Origin of the sequence: Rheinheimera tilapiae (genome assembly GCF_042432165.1) — a bacterium.
GTDB classification, from domain to species: Bacteria; Pseudomonadota; Gammaproteobacteria; order Enterobacterales; family Alteromonadaceae; genus Pararheinheimera; species Pararheinheimera tilapiae.
Genome location: NZ_JBHLXP010000004.1, coordinates 145,390 through 165,471, shown reverse-complemented (window position 1 = coordinate 165,471; position 20,082 = coordinate 145,390). Strand labels below are relative to the sequence as shown.

At 55.0% G+C, this 20,082-nt stretch carries 11 protein-coding genes; 9 read left to right on the top strand and 2 right to left on the bottom strand.

Annotation, left to right across the window (positions count from 1 at the left end):
- Positions 1 to 324 precede the first annotated feature (324 nt).
- Positions 325 to 897 (bottom strand): lipocalin-like domain-containing protein, encoded by a 573-nt coding sequence (locus ACFFJP_RS15625; protein ID WP_377246135.1) that lies wholly within the window; start codon positions 895 to 897, stop codon positions 325 to 327.
- On the opposite strand from ACFFJP_RS15625, the gene ACFFJP_RS15620 reads away from it, so the two are divergent.
- The 5 genes from ACFFJP_RS15620 to ACFFJP_RS15600 are packed head-to-tail and all read left to right on the top strand — an operon-like array spanning position 890 to position 5,905.
- Positions 890 to 1,918 (top strand): LysR substrate-binding domain-containing protein, encoded by a 1,029-nt coding sequence (locus ACFFJP_RS15620; protein WP_377246132.1) that lies wholly within the window; start codon positions 890 to 892, stop codon positions 1,916 to 1,918. The genes ACFFJP_RS15625 and ACFFJP_RS15620 overlap by 8 nt on opposite strands.
- A 46-nt stretch (positions 1,919 to 1,964) precedes the next feature.
- Positions 1,965 to 2,621 carry a response regulator gene (locus ACFFJP_RS15615; protein ID WP_377246129.1) on the top strand — a complete coding sequence of 219 codons (657 nt, stop codon included), beginning with the start codon at positions 1,965 to 1,967 and terminating at the stop codon, positions 2,619 to 2,621.
- Entirely contained in the window at positions 2,618 to 3,988 is a 1,371-nt protein-coding gene (locus ACFFJP_RS15610) for an ATP-binding protein (RefSeq protein WP_377246127.1), read from the top strand. Before ACFFJP_RS15615 ends, ACFFJP_RS15610 begins: the two co-directional genes overlap by 4 nt.
- Positions 3,989 to 4,030: 42 nt before the next feature.
- Positions 4,031 to 5,113 (top strand): alpha/beta hydrolase family protein, encoded by a 1,083-nt coding sequence (locus tag ACFFJP_RS15605; RefSeq protein WP_377246124.1) that lies wholly within the window; start codon positions 4,031 to 4,033, stop codon positions 5,111 to 5,113.
- A gap of 42 nt (positions 5,114 to 5,155) precedes the next feature.
- Entirely contained in the window at positions 5,156 to 5,905 is a 750-nt protein-coding gene (locus tag ACFFJP_RS15600) for a GNAT family N-acetyltransferase (protein ID WP_377246121.1), read from the top strand.
- Positions 5,906 to 5,981: 76 nt separating this feature from the next.
- Here the strand turns inward: ACFFJP_RS15600 and ACFFJP_RS15595 are convergent, their stop codons facing one another.
- Positions 5,982 to 16,148 carry a cadherin-like beta sandwich domain-containing protein gene (locus ACFFJP_RS15595; RefSeq protein ID WP_377246118.1) on the bottom strand — a complete coding sequence of 3,389 codons (10,167 nt, stop codon included), beginning with the start codon at positions 16,146 to 16,148 and terminating at the stop codon, positions 5,982 to 5,984.
- Positions 16,149 to 16,564: 416 nt separating this feature from the next.
- On the opposite strand from ACFFJP_RS15595, the gene galE reads away from it, so the two are divergent.
- The 4 genes from galE to ACFFJP_RS15575 all read left to right on the top strand — a co-directional run.
- A complete protein-coding gene (galE, locus tag ACFFJP_RS15590) occupies positions 16,565 to 17,593 on the top strand; it encodes a UDP-glucose 4-epimerase GalE (protein ID WP_377246115.1) in 1,029 nt (342 codons plus the stop codon).
- The gene (locus tag ACFFJP_RS15585; RefSeq protein ID WP_377246112.1) at positions 17,580 to 18,605 is read left to right on the top strand and encodes a UDP-glucose--hexose-1-phosphate uridylyltransferase; all 1,026 of its coding nucleotides are present in this window, start codon (positions 17,580 to 17,582) and stop codon (positions 18,603 to 18,605) included. Before galE ends, ACFFJP_RS15585 begins: the two co-directional genes overlap by 14 nt.
- A 13-nt stretch (positions 18,606 to 18,618) precedes the next feature.
- Positions 18,619 to 19,770 carry a galactokinase gene (gene galK, locus ACFFJP_RS15580; protein ID WP_377246109.1) on the top strand — a complete coding sequence of 384 codons (1,152 nt, stop codon included), beginning with the start codon at positions 18,619 to 18,621 and terminating at the stop codon, positions 19,768 to 19,770.
- Between the two features lie 83 nt (positions 19,771 to 19,853).
- The coding region (locus ACFFJP_RS15575; RefSeq protein WP_377246106.1) for a hypothetical protein at positions 19,854 to 20,082 on the top strand (229 nt) is incomplete at its 3' end.

Sequence of the window (20,082 nt, the reverse complement as noted above, 5' to 3'; positions counted from 1 at the left end):
ATGTTTTTATTGTGTGCTTTTTTTATGCATACAAGGTCAGGTTGATTTGCATGGCGCACTGACAATCAGGCTTCGACAACGCCTGCACCAGACCGGTGACAGTGTTGCACCAGAATGACAATTTCTCATCAAACCTGAATTACCGGCAAGTTTCAAGCAAGGAACCAGAAGAGAACTAGCAGGGGGGGGGAGAATGAACACTGAATGGCAGCGCTGTGGCGCGTTCTGCCGAGCTGGCGACAAGGCGTAAAGAACAGCAAGCCCTGGTCGACTCAGGCTTGCTCTGTTGTATTGTTTAAAGCGAAGGCTGCTTCAGCAGCTGGTTTATGGCAAACGTCGCCAGACCGAATAGGCAATAGTCCCATTGCCGGATGCTGTCGCAGGTACTGCGTAACTCAGCACATTGTCTTTTAGCGTGAAATCCCGCACCTGCGTGGTCTGATCCCAGTTTGGATAAGACGCCGCGTCGATATGAAACACCAACTGCTGTTTCACCGGATTCACGCTGACAGTACCAAAATGCGTACTGGAACCCAGCACCGCATCTTTGAATTCTTCAGCGCTGCCACTGCCTTTGCTGCCCGCGAACTTCTTCCGCTTAGGATGGAAAATTTGCAGCGAATAGCGGCCATTGGCATCGATAAGCAGCAAACCGTCTGGATGTTCGGTATAGGTGGTGACGCGACGACCGTCGGCCAAAGTCTCCCAGGCTGAGTCCATTTGCCAGCTACCGGCCAGTGGATGCGGCTCTGGTGCAGCTATGGCGCCGGCTGAGGCAGTGATCGTCGTCAGGGCTGTGACAGCGAGAATGCGGGATAATACTGATTTAGTGGTCGGGGATTTAGCAGTCGAGGATTTAGTGGTCGCAAGTTTATTGATCGCAGAATTGATGAACATAGATCGCTCCGGAAACAGTAACAACACCAGTCAGGCGCTGGTTCGCAGCGGCACTATAAAACTGCACCATCAAGCGGAAAAACGATTAATCTGCCAGCTCAGTGTTGAGGTAAACTCAACACTAGCGACAGTGACCAACGCAGCTCAGACGGACTTTGATGTGAAATTACCTTCTCTGCATAATTTGTATGTATTTTCCGTGGCGGCGCAGCAACAAAGTTTCCGTCAGGCCGCGGCAAAACTCTATGTTACGCCGGGTGCGGTTAGCCGGCAGGTGCGGGCACTCGAAGCTGAACTGGGCGTGCCGCTGTTTCAGCGCGTCAACCAACGTGTGGTCCTGACGCCGGCCGGCCAGCAACTCCAACTGCAGTTACAACAAGCTTTTGCACTGATTGCCACTGCAAGCGCAGAAGTTCAGATGAATGCCACTCGTGAGCCAGCCACACTGCGCCTGACCGTACTGCCGTCGGTGTATCAGTATTTCCTGGCGGATCGCTTGCCACAATTTCGGCAGTTACACCCGGATATAAAAGTGACGGTGGTGCCGACGATGGCCGTGTTGGACCTTGCTGAAAAACAACTGGATTTTGGCATCCGCAACGGCCACGGCCATTGGCCGGGATTGATCGCGCAAGCGCTGCAAACCGAAACTTTATTTCCAGTGGTCGCGACCAGCTTGTATCAGGCTGAGCCGGCAACACTGCTGCAAACCATGCCACTGCTGAATCCCTACGATGACTGGGCCCGCTGGTTCCGTCAGGCTGGTCTGCCATTGCCGCAACAACCAGATGCCGCCAGCTTTCCGGACAAATCGGCCTTGCTGGACGCTGTGCTGGCAAAACAAGGCATCGCACTGTTACCTGAACTTCTCTGTCGCGACTTGCTGGCCAGCGGCCAGTTAAGCCGAATTCCGGGACCTGCGATCCAGGCGTCCCGTGCCTATTATCTGGTTTGGCCGCAGCGGCCTTTATCCACTGAAGCCACTGTGTTCCGCGATTGGTTGCTCGGTTTGTTTGTATAGAGGCCGTTTTGGCTCTGTTTAAGGTTGCCATGGCTATAATGCAGCCATGCACCTACTTATCATTGAAGACGATCTGGATTTAGGCTTTGCGCTGCAACAGGCGCTGAAGGCCGAGGGTATTAGCAGTGTCTGGTTGCGTCGATTCGCTGACGCCCCCTACATCGCCGCCGATCTGGACTACGACTGCATCCTGCTGGACGTTGCGCTGCCCGATGGCTGCGGACTAGATCTGCTCGCTCGCTGGCGCAGCAGCGGATTGACGTTACCTATCATCATGATCACCGCCCGCTCTGGCCTCGATGACCGGCTAGCCGGCTTAGACGGCGGCGCCGACGATTTTATTATCAAACCATTTGCGATGGCAGAGCTGCTGTCGCGCCTGCGGGCGGTATTACGCCGCTATGCCCAACAAGCCAGCACTTTGTGGACCATCGGTCAGTTACAGATCGACCCGCGCGCGCACAGAGTCGTACTGGCTGGTGAGGAGCTTGACCTGCTGCGGCGGGAATTTCAGCTACTGCTGGAACTGGCGCGCGAACCAGGCACAGTGGTGCCAAAAGGCGTGTTAGCACAACGGCTGGAACCGCTGGGTGATGCGCTGACTTTCAGTTTGCTCGAGGTCCATATCTCTAATCTGCGCCGAAAAATCGGCGCGCAACGTGTCCGCACTGTTCGGGGTGTGGGCTATATGTTGGTGCCATGACAAAGACCACTACACAGAATCGTCCGACTTTGGTGCGGCGAGTGATCCTGACGTTATTAGCTGCATCGGTACTGGTCTGGCTGGTGTTAATGGCATTTTATTACTGGCAGGAAAGTGGTCCACATGCTGTTGACGCACGTCAGCGCCAGCGTGGTGAAGCGGTCCTGCTGGTATTGAGTCAAATCAAAGATCCGGCACAGGCGCATCAGGCCCTGTCCTTGTACACGGCGCTGTTTAACAGCCTGTACCAGCGGGCCGGTCTGCCACAGCGGTTTTTAGTCCAGCTGACCGACCGGCAAGGCCAGTCGCTGTTTAGTACGATGCCGGCTGGCACCCTCACTTTATCTGGCGAGAGCGGTGAGGTGGTGACGGGCACTCTGAACGGTGCGCGATATCAACTGTTTCGTGGCGAAACGTCCGACTGGAGGCTGTTATTGGGCGAACCGGCGGCGCCCGCCGGTCTATTGCTGGCGCGCATTAGCAGCAACCTGACCATCTCGGTGTTGATTGCAGTTCCGCTTTTTCTATTGCCGGTCTGGTTTGCGGTCACCCGCGGCCTGCGTCCGTTGCGTCGTTTGTCTGCGGCCATCGCAGCACGGGGCCCGGATGATCTGACGCCGTTGGCGCTGGACGTGACTTATGCCGAACTGACCCCGTTAACCAACGCCCTTGACCGTCTGTTCAGCCAGTTAAGGGCCCGGATCGCCCGTGAGCACGGCTTTGTGCAGGACGCCGCCCACGAACTCAGAACACCAATCGCCGTGATCGCGGCACAGGCTCATGTGATGCAGCGGGCTGAACATGCCAACGCGCGTAACGACGCTGCCACGCATCTGGATGCAGCGATCGCGCGGATGTCTCATCTGATCGAACAACTACTGGATTTGGCCCGCATCGACGCTGGCAATCTGGCAGCAGTGACGCTGCTGGATGTTGCGCAGTTACTGCGGCAGGAGCTGGCCAATGCCGCGCCAGCGGCGATGGCACGACAGATTGAATTATCGCTTGAGGCGCCAGATCAGTTAAGCCTCCGGCTGGACCCACAGGCGCTGTTGTCAATTGTACAAAATCTGCTGTCAAACGCACTGCGCTACATCCAGAACGGCGGCGAAGTCGCCGTCGAGCTGTCGCAACATCAGGGCAGGTTACGCCTGGCGGTCGCCGACAACGGTCCTGGTATTGCGCCGGCGGAGCAGGCGTTGGTGTTTGAACGGTTTTATCGTGTCGCCGGCACTGACGTGGCCGGCTCCGGCCTTGGTCTGGCGATAGTGACTGAGGCGGTAGCGCGTTTACGCGGCACTGTCCGGCTGGAGCAGGGTCTGCAAGGACGTGGCTGCTGCTTCATCGTCGAGATCCCTGTGGGCTGACGCTGCAGGGCCTTTACCTAACATTTATCCGGAGTGATCCTTATGCACAACCCCACATCAACACTGCCCGCCACAGCAGCGCGCCAATCCTTTAGCAAAAAGCTGTTGAAATGGGGTGGAATTGTCTTTCTAACCCTGGTGCTGTTGGCCGGATTGTTGGTCAGCGCCTTTTATTGGACAGCACTGCGTACTGAGCAGCCGGTTGGCTTTCAGGCGGTGCGGGCCGTGGATGCCAACGGGAAGCCATTTGGACTGGGAATTTGGTATCCGACCACAGCAGCCACCTCCGCCAGCTGGACCGGCAGCTTTTTGATGCAAGTCGCAACCAATGGCCCCATCGCCGGAACCAGTTTGCCGCTAGTGGTGATTTCCCACGGCACCGGCGGTGGTATTCCCAGCCATGCCGATTTAGCGATGGCATTGGCGGCTGCAGGTTATGTCGTGGCGGCGCCGATGCATAGCGATAACTATCTGGACACTAGTTCAGTCGGCACCCCGGCTTATTTCACCGGTCGCAGCCAGCAGTTACGCTCGACCATCGACTTTATGCTGAGCCAGTGGCCAGGCCATGCGCAGGTGGACGCCAACCGGGTTGGCGCATATGGTTTTTCTATCGGCGCCTTTACAGTGTTAACAGCCGCCGGCGCCAAACCGGACCTGCGTGGTTTAGCGAAATATTGTACAGATCACAGCGAATTTGCCTGCGACATGCTGCGCCAGTCCAACTCTTTCCTGCTAGGCACAGATCTGCCGGCCGGTTTTGACCACTTTGCCCAAGATCAACGGATTAAAGCCATCGTTGTCGCCGCACCGGGTCTTGGCTTTACTTTCAGCGGCAAAGACGCGCTGGCCAACGTCAATGCGCCGCTGCAGTTATGGCAAGGCGATAAAGATATCAATGTACCGGATGCGACCAACGCCAAAGTGATCCGTGATGCGCTTGCTGATCGTGTCGAATTTCACTCAGTACCCAATGCCGCACATCTGTCATTTCTGGTGCCCTGCGGTGTGCTGAAAATGCTGCCAGTCTGCACAGATCCGGCCGGGTTTGACCGTCAGCAGTTTCATGACACCATGAACCCACTTGTTGTGGCGTTTTTTACAAAACAATTGGCGCAGCCCTGACCACGATGTAACAACAACACGCAAATCCCGGAGCAATCGCAAGTGATCACCAAGTTTTCACCGATAATCGAAGGCTACTGGCATGATTTATTTTTGACTGGCGACCAGATTTACCATGACGAACAACTGACAGTGCTGGTCAGCACCGTATTGCAACCGGATCGCGGCCTGATGCTGCGTCAATCTGTCGAAGGCCGGCTTTGGGCTGTGATGACACCAGCCATCGCCGGCAAACTCAGGCTAAGCACCGGGCTGCAGGCCGGGTTCAGCGAGGCGTTACTGCGGCAACGGCTGCAGGAAGCTGAGATCCGCCTGCATGGCGCGGATCAGCTGTTTTATTTCAGCGCAGCCGATCAGCAGGCTTTGTTACAGCAAGCGCCTTTGGCGCATGTTCGACAATTACACGCTGAAGATGCCGCGCTGTTTGCTCGATTCCAGTCGCTGGCATCTGAGCAGGATTTGGATGACGCCTATGTAGAACTGGACCATTGGGCGGTGTTTGGTGCTTTTGCCGATGGCCAACTGGTGTGCGCCGCCAGTATGTATCCGTGGGACGGCAAAAAAATAGCCGATACTGGCGTGTTAACCTTGCCGCAATATCGTGGTGCCGGGCATGCACGCGGCGTGATCCGAGCGATCAGCCGTTACGCCTGTGAACAGGGTTACCAGCCGCAATATCGATGTCAGACCGACAATCTGGCTTCAACTGCTTTAGCCAAAGCCGCAGGCCTGGAACTTTATGGTCGCTGGGAAGTGATTGATAGTGAAGAAACCAATGAGCCTGACGCCTGATCTCTTACTGACCATGTACAGCCCATACACAAAGGAGTGATCCCTGCACATGGGCTGTACGCGGCCAGAACACCGATCAGAAGCGATAACTCAGCCGTAGCGCCATCAAATCGACGTCATTGTCCTGCAGCTGAGTCCGTTGCCATCGTGCCGACAAACTCAGTTCATTGGTCAGCTGGTAACCTGCCGACACTGCATAATACAAATCGGTGCCATCAAATTTGCTGGTCAACACAGTTCCACCCATTGTACTGCTGATCTCAGACTGCCAGTTCAGCACCCCGGCCGCCACATCCAGTTGCCAATGCTGTTGCTGCCAGACAGTGAAACGGCCGCCGGCACCAATCGCCTCACCCAAGGTTGGGCTGACCTGTTTGACCAGTTCATGGTAACTGGCCGGCGTCAGACTGCTTTGACTGATGTCGGCATTGGCTTCGCCAAAATCCCAATAACTCAGCTCGACAGCCAAGGTCTCGGTGATCTGGTAACCCGCCCCCAGACCAAATGCGCTGTCTTTTTGATCCAGACTTAACAAAGTACCGCCACTGAGCTTTGCCCTGATATCAGCTGCGTTGCGGTCGGCCTTGGCCTGGCCTGCCTCGACAAAACCATACCAGTCGCTGGCTTGTGCTGCGGCCGGCAGACACATTAACAACACCAGTGCGATGACACCGCGCCGCCAAGCTGCAACTAGTAACAAGCCAAACCACAACAAGCCCACAGCACCACCCGTTGATTTATTGTTCACGATCACATCCTTATATGCTTTGACCGTAATCACCACTTGCCCTTGTGCCTGCATCCCCTGGCTATCAGCGATCACATACCGCACAGTATCAGTGCCTTCAAAACCCGCTTTGGGCTGATACCGCAATGACTTATCAGACTGGATAGTGACAGTGCCCTGCTGCGCGCTGGCAGACAACACGGTCAGCACATCACCATCCGGATCCGAATCATTTGCCAACACCGCAATAGTGACAGCGGTTTTGTCATCAGTCGACGCAACGTCGTTTACCGCAACCGGTCCGTTGTTCGGTAACACTGTGACTGTCAGCTCACTGCTGCCGGTTCCGCCTTTACCGTCTGTGACGCTGTAGGTCACCCGATCTGTACCGGAGAATTGTGGCGCCGGTACGTACCGGAGCTGTTGGTCGGTCATGACTTCAACCTGACCAAATTGGGCACTGACCTGACTTACTTTCAGTGTATCGCCATCAGCATCGCTGTCGTTGGCCAGCACTTTCACTTCCACCGCAATACCAATACGGGTGGTGACTGCATCAGGCTTCGCCACCGGCAGACGATTGCCATTGTTGCGGATACTGACGCCACTTGGGTCGACAATGGTGCCGTTTGCGATGCCATCAGCATCATTCGGGCCGCCATCCTGCACCGATACCTGCACGCACCAATGTCCCTCAGTCAATCCGGCGCTCCAGCGGGTATCACCAGGAGGTGGACAGAAACCACGTTCACCAGCACTGGACGAAACAAAGTTCCGGCTATCACTGACAAAATCGACCCAGCCCGTCACCACATTGTATTTCCGATAAACTGCATTGGCCGGAACTGGCAGCCGTTGTGGCAGCACCAGCTGATAGGTTTGACCGGGAACTGGCAGACCGTAGGCAATAAAATCAAAAATACCGCCAATATTCGTCGCCGCCGCATCAGTTTCCACCTCAGTCGGCAACAGCTGCAGACCACCAGACTGACTCAATACTGAATCCTGACCGCGACGTAAACAAACACCCGGTGACCCTTCAGCCAGGAAACTGACCTGCTGCTTGCCTTCTTCCGGCACCACGTTGCAATCAGTGATCACATCGAGATAATCGGCAATACCGTCGCCATCTGCGTCGGCAAAACCTTCTTCACTGTCCGGAATTAAGTCGCCGTCGGTATCAGCGGTAGTCAAAGCAGGTAGGGCTTCGACCACAACAATATACATCTGGTCACTGGTTGTCAGCGCCGGCGTCCCGTTGTCCGTTGCTGTCATGGCCACCATATAAACACCTGGCGCCTGGGTAGCCGGATCAAACTGCATTTCATCACCGTCGATGTCTACACCATTCAGACCAGCCGTATTCCACTGCAAGCTGATCACATCTTGTAGGTTTTGATCTGCCACTGTGGCTTTCACGGTCACAACTCCTTGGTTTTTCGCCACAGCTAAACGGGGTTGATCATTCTGGCTGACAGCCAACTGCACAGTCGGGGCAATATTGTCTTCGCGGATATTCACCTGCATAGCGGACTGACTGCCCAAATTCAGCGTTGGATCCAAGGCAATCTGAATATTTTCAGTACCTTCAATCTGTGCATCTTCAAACACGCTGAACTGAATCACGCCGATGGTTCCACTGGTGATCACGACCACACCCGAAGTCAGCGAATGGTCATTGCCATTGGCAGAACCAGTCACTGTATAAGGCACCTGCACTGGATAAGTTGGTGCCGGGCCATTCAGTAACACCTGCACAGTGACGTCACTCCCTTCAGTGACTACAGCATCTTTACTGAGCGAAATCAGTGGCTTGACGCTAACGCGCTGACCTTTGGTTGCTTTATTACCCTGGCTGTCCGTGGCCTGCCAATAAGCAATATGCTCGCCAGGGGCAAAGAACGTTTGGCCATCAACCAAAGACACTGGCAGGGTCAGACCATTCCGATCCACCGCAGTGGCAACACCTAAATTAACTTTGGTGTACAGCGCAGTCGCGTTCACTTCCACATCTGCCGGCAGAGTAATCACCGGTAAATTGCCACCGGCAGTGCCGCTAATTTGCAACCTGACTTCGGCCGAAGCACGGCCTTGCTGACCGTCAGATACGCTGTACCGCAAATCGACTTGTCCCAGATAACCTGCCGGTGCCTGGTATATCAGGCCTGCGCTACTGAAGGTGACGGTCCCGGTACTCGCAGTAGCGCCATCAATGGTCAGACGATCGCCATCGACATCAGTGTCGTTGCTCAAAACAGTCAGGGTATAGCGATCAGTATCCAACCGCGCCACACTGAAACTATCTGCAACCACCAGCGGATTATCATTGACCGGTGTGATGGTCAGACTGACGGTTGCTTCAGCTGAACTGAATTCTGCATCGCGGGCGACAAAACTAAAGCTGTCGCTACCGTGATAATCGGCGGCCGGCACATAGCGATAATCAGTACCTTCGGCAGTCAGGCTGCCATGCGCTGGTTGTTTGGTAATCGTTATGTTCAGCAGATCCCCCTCAGCATCAGAGGTTTGCAGGGTAATTGCTGCTGGCTCATCTTCACGTAACGTCGCAACCGAGTTTTGTGCAACCGGGGCTGTATTGCTGTTCAGCACTTCCAGATTAAACGCTGCCAACGCCGCAGTAGCAGTACCATCCGAGACCTGGATCACAATGCCGTTGGTGCTTCCTACATCTGCACGGGCTGGTGTGCCACTTAGTTGACCCGTCGCAGTGTTAAAACTCGCCCACGCCGGTTTATTGCTGATACTGAAGGTCAGCGTGGTGCCAACATCAATATCTGCTGCGACTGGCGTGAAGCTATACAACACTCCTTGCGTAACCTTGGTTGCTGGCGTGCCACTGATCGTCGGTACGTCATTGACATTAGCGACCGCGATGCTGAATGCCGGTAACGTCGAGCTTAATGCACCGTCACTGACACTGATCACAATACCGCTATGACTGCCGACATCGCCGTTGGTTGGTATGCCGGTTAATGCGCCGGTGGCCGTATTAAAGTTCGCCCAGCCCGGTTTATTGTTGATACTGAACACCAGCGTGGTTCCAGCATCGACATCCGCCGCAGCCGGCACAAAGCTGTAGGCAATTCCCTGAGTCGCAGTTGTTGCTGGGATACCGCTGATGGTTGGCGCATCATTGCTGTTTAACACTGTGATGTTAAAAGCTGTCAGCGGCGTGGTGACTACACCGTCACTGACACTGATCACGATATTGCTGTAACTGCCAATATCGCTATTGGTCGGTGTACCGGTTAAGGCGCCCGTGGCGGTATTAAAGCTCGCCCAAGCTGGTTTATTACTGATACTGAAGGTCAGGGTGGTACCAACATCAATATCTGCGGCTGTAGGCACAAAGCTATACAACAGATCCTGAGTGGCCGTGGTTAGCGGCGTGCCACTGATCGTCGGCGCATCATTGACATTGGCAACCGTGATGCTGAATGCTGGTAACGCCGCGTTTAAAGCGCCGTCACTGACACTGATCACAATACCGCTATGACTACCAACATCGGCGTTGGCCGGTGTGCCGGTTAACGCACCGGTCGCAGTATCGAAGGTCGCCCAGCCCGGTTTATTGCTGACGCTGAATACCAGCGTGGTGCCAACATCGACATCCGCTGCAACTGGCACAAAGCTGTAAGCAATTCCTTGAGTCGCAGTTGTTGCCGGGGTTCCGCTGATGGTTGGCGCATCGTTGCTGTTTAACACTGTGATGTTAAAAGCTGTCAGCGCCGTGGTTGTCACGCCATCTCCGACACTGATCACGATGTTGCTGTAACTGCCAATCTCGCTATTAGTCGGCGTACCGGTTAAAGCGCCCGTCGCGGTATTGAAGCTCGCCCAAGCTGGTTTATTACTGATACTGAAGGTTAGCGTAGTGCCAACATCAATATCTGCGGCTGTAGGCACAAAGCTATACAGCACATCCTGAGTTGCTGTAGTTGGTGGCGTGCCACTGATCGTCGGCGCGTCGTTGACATTGGCGACCGTGATGCTGAAGGCCGGTAACGCTGCGCTTAACGCACCGTCACTGACACTGATCACAATACCGCTGTGACTACCGACATCACCGTTGGCTGGAGTGCCTGTTAATGCACCGGTCGCCGTATTAAAGGTCGCCCAGCCTGGTTTATTGCTGATGCTGAAGACCAGGGTTGTACCAACATCGACATCCGCCGCAGCCGGCACAAAGCTGTAGGCAATTCCCTGAGTTGCTGTTGTCGCAGGAGTACCGCTGATCGTCGGTGCATCGTTAGTATTTCCCACTGTGATGCTAAACGCAGTCAGTGCCGTGGTGACTACACCGTCACTGACACTGATCACGATATTGCTGTAACTGCCAATATCGCTGTTGGTCGGCGTACCTGTTAATGCGCCAGTCGCGGTATTAAAGGTCGCCCAGGCTGGTTTGTTGCTGATACTGAAGGTCAGCGTAGTACCGGTATCGACATCTGCTGCCGTCGGCACAAAGCTATACAGCAGATCCTGAGTGGCTGTGGTTGGCGGCGTGCCACTGATTGTCGGAGCATCGTTGACATTGGTCACAGTGATGCTGAATGTCGGCAATGCCGCGCTCAACGCGCCGTCACTGACACTGATCACAATACCGCTGTGATTGCCGACATCACCATTCGCTGGAGTGCCGGTTAACGCTCCGGTCGCAGTATCAAAGCTCGCCCAGCTTGGTTTGTTGCTGATAGAGAATGTCAGGACGGACCCAACGTATGCATCTGATGCTGATGGCGTAAAGCTGTATGCCGCGTCTTGTATGACGCTATTGGCCGGAGTTCCGCTAATCACCGGCGCTTCATTCACATTCGTCACGACAATGGTATAGGTTTTGGTCGTGCTGTCAGCTGCTGTGACCACGACAGTAATAGTATTGGCGCCTACTGTCAGCGCAATAGCGCCGGACGCTGCGCCACTGGTCACAGTCGAGCCATTGACGGTGACAGTCGCAGTACTATCGGCCGTGGTCGGAGTGATCGTGATACTGCTGGTGGCGTTACTGACCGACGCCGTATAGCTGGTGGTGCCTGCTGCAAAGCTTGGGCTGAGGCTGCCGCTGCTTGGCGTTAAGCCCGATAAGTCGGCATTACTGCTCAATGCCCTGGTTACTGTCACTGTGTAGGTTTTGGTCGTAGTGCCATCTTCTGCGGTTACGATCACGGTGACCGTGTTAGTCCCCACTGTCAGCGCAATAGCGCCGGACGCTGCACCGCTGCTGACAGTCGAGCCATTGACGGTCACTGTCGCCGTACTATCTGCGGTCGTTGGAGTGATAGTGATACTGCTCGTCGCATTACTGACTGACGCCGTGTAGCTGGTGGTGCCTGCTGCAAAGCCCGGGCTTAGGCTGCCGCTGCTTGGGGTTAAACCAGCCAGGTCGGCATTACTGCTTAACGCCCTGGTCACTGTCACTGTGTAGGTTTTGGTCGTAGTGCCATCTTCTGCGGTTACGATCACTGTGACCGTATTGGCCCCCACGGTCAGCGCAATAGCGCCGGACGCTGCGCCACTGGTCACGGTCGAGCCGTTGACGGTGACTGTCGCAGTACTATCGGCCGTAGTCGGAGTGATAGTGATACTGCTCGTCGCGTTACTGACTGACGCCGTATAGCTGGTGGTGCCTGCTGCAAAGCTTGGGCTTAGGCTGCCGCTGCTTGGGGTTAAACCCGATAAGTCGGCATTGCTACTCGCAGCTCGAGTCACCGTCACTGTGTAGGTTTTGGTGGTTGTACCATCTTCCGCGGTTACGATCACCGTGACCGTATTGGTCCCCACCGTCAGCGCAATAGCGCCGGACGCTGCGCCGCTGCTCACGGTCGAGCCGTTGACGGTGACAGTCGCGGTACTGTCTGCGGTCGTTGGAGTAATAGTGATACTGCTGGTGGCATTGCCAACCGACGCGGTATAGCTGGTGGTACCTGCTGCAAAGCTTGGGCTTAAGCTGCCGTTGCTCGGGGTTAAACCAGAAAGATCAGCATTGCTACTGCCGGCACGGGTCACTGTCACTGTGTAGGTTTTGGTCGTGGAGCTATCTTCAGCGGTCACGATCACTGTGACTGTATTGGCACCTACTGTCAGTGCAATAGCGCCGGACGCTGCGCCACTGGTCACGGTCGAGCCATTGACGGTGACAGTCGCAGTACTATCGGCCGTGGTCGGCGTGATAGTGATACTGCTCGTCGCGTTATTGACTGACGCTGTGTAGCTGGTGGTGCCTGCTGCAAAGCTTGGGCTTAGACTGCCGCTGCTCGGCGTTAAACCCGATAAGTCAGCATTACTGCTGGCCGCACGGGTCACAGTCACTGTGTAGGTTTTGGTCGTAGAGCCATCTTCCGCGGTTACGATCACTGTGACCGTGTTGGTCCCCACTGTCAGCGCAATAGCGCCGGACGCTGCACCGCTGCTGACAGTCGAGCCGTTGACGGTGACAGTTGACGCGCTGTCTGATGTAGTCGGCGTGATAGTGATACTGCTCGTCGCATTACTGACTGACGCCGTGTAGCTGATGGTGCCTGCTGCAAAGCTCGGGCTTAAGCTTCCGCTGCTAGGTGTCAAGCCCGACAAGTCGGCATTGCTGCTGACCGATCTGGTCACTGTCACTGTGTAGGTTTTGCTCGTAGTACCATCTTGCGCAGTCACCACAACGGTCACTGTATTGGCACCGACATTCATCGCAATAGCGCCGGACGCTGCACCACTGCTGACAGTCACGCCGTTGACGGTCACTGTAGCTGAACTGTCAGCGGTAGTCGGGGTAATGGTGATACTGCTAGTGGCATTATTCACCGACGCCGTATAGCTGGTGGTGCCGGCCGCAAAACTTGGGCTTAAGCTGCCGCTGCTCGGGGTTAAACCCGCAAGGTCTGCATTGCTGCTGGCGGCACGGGTGACGGTCACTGTGTAAGTTTTGGTGGTGGTGCCATCTTCAGCAGTCACGACCGCAGTCACTGTATTGGAGCCAACCGCCAGGGCAATAGCGCCCGACGCCGCGCCACTGCTGACAGATACGCCATTCACCGTTACCGTCGCAGCACTGTCTGACGTGGTTGGTGTGATGGTGATGCTGGTGGTCGCGTTGCCGACCGAAGCGGTATAGCTGATAGTGCCCGCGGCAAAACCTGGTGATAAAGTGCCGGAACTGAGGCCTAAAGCCGATAAATTTGCATTTGTGCTAAGCGCTGTGGTGGTGAAGGTTTCAGTCGAGCCCGCACCTGTGCCGTTGGCATTTAACGCGTATGCCGCAACACTATACTGGCTACCTGCAGTCAGCCCGGATAACCCAATGGAATAGGACCCGGTTGTCCCGCTGGTGGTGCTTTTAAATACTGTGGTGCCGTTCACTTCGGCATAGGTTGGGGTCGGATCTGTGGTGGTCAATGCGTAGACCACCCCACGTTCCGTCACGGCCGATCCGGCGTCTGAGGTCACGTCACCGCCAACCGATGCCGTTGTTTTGGTAATGCTGGACGCTGCTGTCGTCGTCACCGTCGGCACATTATTGACGGCGAATTCAACATTGGCCAGCATGCCCGAACCACTGACAAACTTAACGCTGTTGCCATCAACGACGCTGCCGTAATAATAGCCTTCGCCATCCAGCGCGGTCGCAGTCCAGGTGGCTCCCTCATCATCAGAATAAAGCAAGTAGGCCGGGTACACATTGCCGCCGACACTCTGGTCATTGACGATGCCGACAATATGCCCGTTGACATAACGGAACGCGCCTTGCGACCAATCGGCCGCAATCTGACTGCCACCGGGAGCGCCGGTAATCAACGCTTTGGCACTGTAACTGGCTGGATTGGTCGGCGTGGTCGTTGAGGTACTGAAAAAGGTATAAGTACTGCTGGCATAACTGGTACCTGTAACAACATATTTACTGCCGGTCCAGACTACATCATTGTAATAATAATTGCTGCCTGCCACCGTGGGGGTGTTGTCAGTCCAGGTGATGCCGTCTGGTGAGGTATAGACCACGCCCAGTGACGTATTGCCATCATAGCCCACAGCAAAATAGGTGTTGTTTTCATACTTGATGCGGAAAAACCAGGTGTTCAGCGTTTCGACGACCGAGAGACTGGACAGATTGGCACCTTGCCAGATTTTCCATTCATAGGTCGTCGCGTCATATCCGGACACCACATAATTGCCGCCCTGATACAATACCGATTGATAGACATTGCCAGAGTGAGTTCCGGCATTGGTCCAGCTGCTGCCATCGGCGGAAGTTGCGATAACCTTTTCACCGACCGCAACATACTCGCTGCCATTCCATATCACATCATTAAAGGATTTGGTGCCGGTGCGGGTCGCCAATGCGCTGAGGGTTGGCCAACTGGATGAGGTTGCAGACACCGCAGTTGTTGTTGAACCTTGCATCCCCACCAGCGAAAAGCCACCGGCACCGTTGGTGGCAATGCTGTTATAACTGCCTGTAACAAAATGGTAGGTCAGGCCGTCATCGGACACCGCCAGGCCTTCATTCCCCCACTGAAAATATTTGCCATTCAGTAAATCAGCGCCCTGCGCCACGATAGAAGCCGTCGGAGCCACCATCGTATAAGTGCTGGCATTGGTCGAGCGGATAGTAGTGCCGTAGCCATAAGTTCCGCCAGAACCAAATAACAGGTAGTTGGTGCCATCGTGATAGCCACGAAACATCTGATTGGGCGAACCCAACACTGTAGTCGAACTATCAGGCTTAGTCACCGACGTCGAGGTAATTTCAGTCCAGGTAGCGGCGTCTGTTGACGTTTCTACCCGGGTTCCTGCGTAAAATGCATAAAAACGATCATTCAGGAAATAAGCGCCATTTGTGGTGAAATCCAACCCGGTGCTGATGTTCCAGGAATTCGAAGCGCCGGTGGATGAGCGATAATATGTAGAAAAAGCGGATGCAGGACGCGCCGCAATAACCAGCAAACCATTGCCCGATGTGATGGTCATCAAATCATCAGTGGCGTTGCCGACGTTTATCGTCACAGACGACCAACTGGTACCGTCTGAGGACGTGACCACAGCCCTGTTAGCACCCGCTGCATACAGCTTGCCGGAATACGCTTCCATCGCGTAAAAATTCTGCGCCGTGCCAGAGGTTTGTTGGGTCCAGGTCACCGCATCAGGTGAGGTATAAATAGCTCCCGCTCCACCCGCCACCACAAACCGGCTGTTAAAATAAATCACCCGTCGCGGGCTGGTCATATTAATTGACGAACTGTAGGACCAGGCCTCAGCATCTGTTGACGTGTAAACCTTGCCGTAGCTTGATATTGCAACATATTTCCCGCCGCCATAGGTCACACTTGCAATCGAACCGCCATAAGGAATGCCATTCACTTCCGTGATTGTTGGTGCTGCGGCGTGAGCAGCAGAGAACCCGCAGGCACAAATTCCGAGTAGCAGTGCGAACAGCCATCGGCTGGTATATTGAGAAGTCTGTTGGATCAAAATGCGAAAAGCTTGCAGAAACTCATGAGGAAACCAAGACATTCGTCACTCTCCTTGTCTGAAATTTGACTGCTGTTGCGCGGCAAATATAAAAAATGCGTCGCAAAAATCGGAATTAGCGCTACCAGTATAAGGGCTGTTGAAAAAACAGCCGGAAATATCGGGCTAAATATTTGAAAACAGCCAACGAACGCCACAAGGCGCCTGCTCAGTTGAAGGTAGGAGTTTATTGGGTGTAACTAGCTGAATTGCGTTCAACACCGCTGTTATTCCGTTGAGCGCCATTGGGACTAAGGACTTCAACCCCGGCCATTCATCCTCGTAAGCAAAACTCAACCTCGTAGTTGGTCTGCCGACACCAGCAAACGGAGCCGCACCGAACAAATATACCAATCACTATTGATATATAGTATTTATAATACATATAATCTTTTAAAGTGATTTTAAGGATGTTTCAGATGCGAATTCTGGTGACCGGAGGTCTGGGTTATATAGGTAGCCACTGCTGTATTGCGTTGCATCAGGCCGGCTTTAGCCCGGTGATTTACGACAATCTGTGCAATAGCAGCAGCCGGGTACTGGACCAGTTGGAAAAAATCTGTGGCCAACGCTTTGATTTTATTGAAGCAGATCTGCTGGATCCGGTCGCATTACAGCAGGCATTTGCACAATATCAGCCAGAAGCCGTGTTTCATTTTGCCGCCCTCAAAGCGGTTGGCGAATCCGTCCAGCAACCGCTGCGGTACTATCAGAACAATGTCGCTGGCACGCTCAACCTGTTACAGCAGATGCAGCAAGCTGGTTGTCAGCGGCTGATTTTCAGTTCTTCCGCGACCGTCTATGGCAACCCACAGTTTTTACCACTGACGGAACAACATCCGCTCGGCGCTACCAATCCCTACGGCTGGACCAAAGTGATGGCCGAGCAGATGCTGCAGGATCTTTGCCACGCCCAGCCGGGCTTTCTGGCTATCGCGCTACGCTACTTTAATCCGGCCGGAGCCCACCCAAGCGGCCTGATTGGTGAAGACCCACGCGGCATTCCGAATAATTTGATGCCTTATGTGGCGCAAACCGCAGTCGGACGCCGGCCTTTTGTGTCGGTGTATGGCCAGGATTATCCAACGCCGGATGGCACTGGCGTCAGAGACTACATTCATGTGATGGATTTGGCTGAAGGCCATGTCGCGGCCTATCAGCAGCTTCGCAGCCAAAGCGGTTTCCATGCTTTTAATCTCGGTACCGGTCAGGGCGATTCTGTGCTGCAACTGATTGCCGCCTTTAGCGCCGCGGCCGGCCGCGAGATCCCTTATCAATTCAGCGCGCGCCGCCCCGGCGATATTGCCGCCAGTTATGCCGATGCCGGCAAAGCCCTGCAGCAACTTGGCTGGCGTACCCGCTATGACCTTGGCCGGATGGCTGAAGACAGCTGGCGCTGGCAAACCCAATATCCTCATGGTCTGGAGCCTTCCCATGACAGCATTTGATCATCCGCACCGGCGGAAAAACCCGTTAACCGGTCGCTGGGTGCTGGTTTCACCGCATCGCAATAACAGGCCCTGGCTGGGCGCCACCGAAGTCGCCTCAACGGCACAACTGCCAGCCTTTGACGCCGATTGCCCGCTCTGCCCCGGCAACACCAGAGCCAATGGCGAGACCAATCCGGTTTACGACACCACCCATGTGTTCGCCAACGACTTTGGCGCGCTGATGCCCGCAGCCACAGAACCGGCTGCTGGAGCAGAGCCGTTGTTCCAGCATCAGGTCACTGACGGGGAATGCCGCGTGGTGTGTTTTTCACCTGAGCACCATCTGACGCTGCCCGAAATGTCAGTTCCGGCGCTGGTGGCGGTCGTGCAGACCTGGCAGCAGCATTACCGCGAGCTGCGGCAGCGCTTTGCCTGCGTGCATATCTTTGAAAACAAAGGCGCCATCATGGGCTGCTCGCAACCGCACCCGCACGGTCAGATTTGGGCGCATCAGCATCTATCAACCGAGATTGAGCTGGAAGACCAACATCAAGCCGCTTATCTGCAGGCACATGGCAGCGCGCTGCTGGCTGATTATGTGGTCAAAGAACAGCAACAGGCAGACCGCATTGTCTGTCAGAACGCCCACTGGCTGGCCGTAGTGCCATATTGGGCGGCATGGCCTTTTGAGACGCTGTTACTGTGTAAAGACGATGTGCAGCACATCGATGCACTCAACCCAGCACAGGTTGAAAGTCTGGCGCAGATTTTAAAAGAACTGACCAGCCGCTATGACAATGTTTTCCAGTGCAGCTTCCCGTATTCAATGGGCTGGCACAATGCGCCATCTGACGGCCAGCCGCAATCTCACTGGCGTTTACACGCGCACTTTTATCCGCCGCTGCTGCGTTCAGCAACGGTGAAAAAACACATGGTCGGCTACGAGATGATGGCGGAAAGCCAGCGAGATCTGACGCCGGAAACCGCCGCCGCCATTCTGCGCCAAGTCAGCGCAGTCCGCAGTTTTTAGGGATGTTTTGTCTATGAGCCAAGCCTTTATCAACACTTTCCAGCAACTTTACGCCGCACAGCCTGAGGGCCTGTCCAGTGCGCCAGGTCGCGTCAATCTTATTGGTGAGTTCACCGACTACAACCTCGGCTACGTGTTTCCGGCAGCGCTGAACTTCCGCACTCAGGTGTTGTTTCGCGCCCGTACAGACCAACAGATTGTGGTGCATTCACAAAATTATCCTGGTGAATCTGACCGTTTTTCGCTGCAGGCCCCTATGACGCCGGGGCCGTCGCAATGGGGCAATTACATTCGCGCTATGGTCTATGTGCTGCAACAAGCTGGCTTTACGCTGACCGGTGCCGACCTGTTGATTGACAGTGACGTGCCGCAAGGGGCCGGATTGTCGTCATCGGCCGCGCTGGAAGTGGCCATCGGCGGCGCTTTTAATCAGTTGTCTGGTTTGGCGTTAACCCCGGCGCAAATTGCCTTGTTTGGCCAGCAGGCCGAGAACCAGTTTATGAATTGCCAATGCGGCATTATGGACCAGATGATTTCAGCCCAGGCCACGGCCGGCCATGCCCTGCTGCTGGATTGCGCAACGCTTGCCACCCGCGCAGTAGCTATCCCGCCTGAGCTGGCGCTGGTGATTGTCAATTCCAATTATCCGCGCAAACTGGTCGACAGTGAATACAACGGCCGGCGGCAGGATTGTGAACAGGCTGCGGCAATCATGGGGGTGTCGACACTACGCGATGCCAGTATGGACCTGTTGCAGCAGCACAAAAACGCCATGACAGCGCAGCAATACAAAAGGGCGCATCATGTGATCAGTGAAAATGCCCGGGTGCTGGCCACCGTCGACGCGCTGCAACAAAGCGATATGACGCAGTTACGCCTGTTGATGCAGGCCTCACATCAGTCTTTGCGCGATGATTTTGAGGTGACAGTACCGGCAACCGATGGCCTGGTCGAGATTTGTCAAACTGCGCTTGGCAGCAAAGGCGCGGTGCGGATGACCGGCGGCGGTTTTGGTGGCGCTATTATTTGTCTCTGTGCGCAGCAGGATGTGGTGTTGGTCGAACAGGCTGTCGCAGCGCATTATCAAGCTCGTTTTGGCTTGAAGGCCGATGTCTACGTCTGTCAGGCTGGTGCTGGCTTGACAGTGCAGACTTTCGCCGCTTGATTTCAGCAGCGGGTTGGTCCCGCGGCGCCGTCAAATCATGCCGGGCTGCAGCGCCCGGCTCTGCTCAACATACAGGAGTTCTTATGTCATTGGTCATTAATAGAATTGGCTTATTGTTTGGATTGCTTGCCTGTACTACCGTGCAGGCCGCAGAACAGCTGTATGACAAAATCCCGGCCGATGCCGCACCGGTCCTGAGCCAGCCTGGTACTTACGCTGTCGGCGTCAGGACCAGCAAAATCGAGATCGCGGACAGTTTGCAGGTCAGCACAGGTCAGCCGTATACAAGGCCTTTGACACTGGAACTCTGGT